Annotated in this window: 1 tRNA gene and 2 rRNA genes (1 of these 3 cut by a window edge); all 3 read right to left on the reverse strand. The window is 54.8% G+C overall.

Features of this window, described 5'->3' with window-relative positions:
- Window positions 1–8: 8 nt before the first annotated feature.
- Window positions 9–85 (reverse strand) — tRNA-Met (locus tag BM353_RS11840).
- Window positions 86–268: 183 nt separating this feature from the next.
- Window positions 269–383: ribosomal RNA gene (gene rrf / locus BM353_RS11845) — 5S ribosomal RNA — on the reverse strand.
- Window positions 384–506: 123 nt separating this feature from the next.
- A 23S ribosomal RNA gene (locus BM353_RS11850) occupies window positions 507–2,500 on the reverse strand; it runs 873 nt beyond the window's last position.

Below are 2,500 nucleotides of genomic sequence, written 5' to 3' on the forward strand. Positions count from 1 at the left end.
GGTAAAGTTGGTTGCGGGAGTAGGATTTGAACCTACGACCTTCAGGTTATGAGCCTGACGAGCTACCGGGCTGCTCCATCCCGCGTCAACCATTGAGCTTGCCTCTTGGTGTGTCAGGTCATGGCCTGACGAGGCTGGAGCGTTTTGCCCTCTTTGGGAGAGGGTCATCGATAAGGCGGGGTGCTCCGAGCCACGCCTGCGGCCTCTTGTTTTGGTGTTAGAGGCTGCGCATTTTCATCGTAGGAGAGATACGCTTGGTTCTTACTAGGTTTGGCGGCGACCTACTCTCCCACGTCTTAAGACGCAGTACCATCGGCGCTAAGGCACTTAACGGCCGGGTTCGGAATGGAGCCGGGTGTTTTGCTCTCGCTATGACCACCAAACCGAGAAAGAACCAAGTTCCAAGTCAAGAACTCTTTATCGCTCGGGCCTCGAGGAGAGGCGTCGGGCGATATTTATGTGTGTATGCTTTTGATCTGACTGCAGAAGTCTGTCTTCTACTGGATCAAATCAAGCCTATCGGGCCATTAGTACCGGTCAACTGAACGCATTGCTGCGCTTACATCTCCGGCCTATCGACGTGGTGGTCTACCACGGCCCTCAGGGATACCTTGTTTTGAGGGGGGCTTCCCGCTTAGATGCCTTCAGCGGTTATCCTGTCCGATCATAGCTACCCTGCACTGCCGTTGGCACGACAACAGGTCCACCAGTGGATCGTTCACCCCGGTCCTCTCGTACTAGGGGCAACTCCTCTCAAGTATCCTACACCCACGGCAGATAGGGACCGAACTGTCTCACGACGTTCTAAACCCAGCTCACGTACCTCTTTAAACGGCGAACAGCCGTACCCTTGGGACCTGCTCCAGCCCCAGGATGAGATGAGCCGACATCGAGGTGCCAAACACTGCCGTCGATATGGACTCTTGGGCAGTATCAGCCTGTTATCCCCGGCGTACCTTTTATCCGTTGAGCGATGGCCCTTCCACTCGGGACCACCGGATCACTATGGCCGTCTTTCGACTCTGCTCGACTTGTCAGTCTTGCAGTCAGGCTGGCTTCTGCCATTGCACTCAACGAGCGATTTCCGACCGCTCTGAGCCAACCTTCGCGCGCCTCCGTTACGCTTTAGGAGGCGACCGCCCCAGTCAAACTACCCACCACGCAGGGTCCCGGATCCGGATAACGGACCGCGGTTAGACATCAAGAGTGCGAAGGGTGGTATCTCAAGGGAGGCTCCACAGAAACTGGCGTTCCTGATTCAAAGCCTACCACCTATCCTGCACATCACAATCCTGATGCCAGTGCGAAGCTGTAGTAAAGGTGCACGGGGTCTTTCCGTCTAACCGCGGGAAGCCTGCATCTTGACAGGCAATTCAATTTCGCTGAGTCGATGTTGGAGACAGCGGGGAAGTCGTTACGCCATTCGTGCAGGTCGGAACTTACCCGACAAGGAATTTCGCTACCTTAGGACCGTTATAGTTACGGCCGCCGTTTACCTGGGCTTCAATTCAAGGCTCTCACCTCTCCTTTTAACCTTCAGGCACCGGGCAGGCGTCAGACCCTATACGTCGTCTTGCGACTTCGCAGAGCCCTGTGTTTTTAGTAAACAGTCGCCACCCCCTGGTTTGTGCCCCCAGCTCCAAGTTGCCTTGGAACCGGGCCTCCTTCTCGCGAACTTACGGAGGTATTTTGCCGAGTTCCTTCAACATCGTTCTCTCAAGCGCCTTGGTATTCTCTACCAGTCCACCTGTGTCGGTTTGGGGTACGGTCTCATGGAGGGCTATTTCCTGGAACTGATCAGCGGCCCACCCAATCCGATAAGGGTGAACAACCTTCACAATCCGTCACATCCTCCTGGCCTAGGAATATTAACCTAGTTCCCATCGACTACGCCTTTCGGCCTCGCCTTAGGGGCCGGCTTACCCTGCTCAGATTAACTTTAAGCAGGAACCCTTGGACTTTCGGCGACAGGGTCTCTCACCCTGTTTATCGCTACTCATGTCATCATTCTCGCTAGTGATCACTCCACCGGATCCCTCACAGGCCGGCTTCACAGTAAGCCTCGCTCCTCCAACACGCCCGAAGGCGCTAAGGAGGAATGAGACTATGTCACACTACGCTCTGCTACCATGCACTACGTGCATCCTAAGCTTCGGCTCATGGCTTGAGCCCCGTTACATCTTCGCCGCAGGACAACTTATTTAGACCAGTGAGCTGTTACGCTATCTTTAAAGGATGGCTGCTTCTAAGCCAACCTCCTGGTTGTTTTGGTCGTCCCACCTGCTTTCCCACTTAGCCATGAATTGGGGGCCTTAGCTGTAGGTCAGGGTTGTTTCCCTCTCCACTACGGACGTTAGCATCCGCAGTGTGTCTGCCATCTAGTACTCCCGGGTATTCGGAGTTTGGTTAGGATCAGTAAGCCTGTGGGGCCCCATTACCCATCCAGTGCTCTACCCCCCGGGGTATTCGGATGACGCTCTACCTAAATAGATTTCGCAGA

This window comes from Poseidonocella sedimentorum (assembly GCF_900116005.1).
GTDB lineage: Bacteria > Pseudomonadota > Alphaproteobacteria > Rhodobacterales > Rhodobacteraceae > Poseidonocella > Poseidonocella sedimentorum.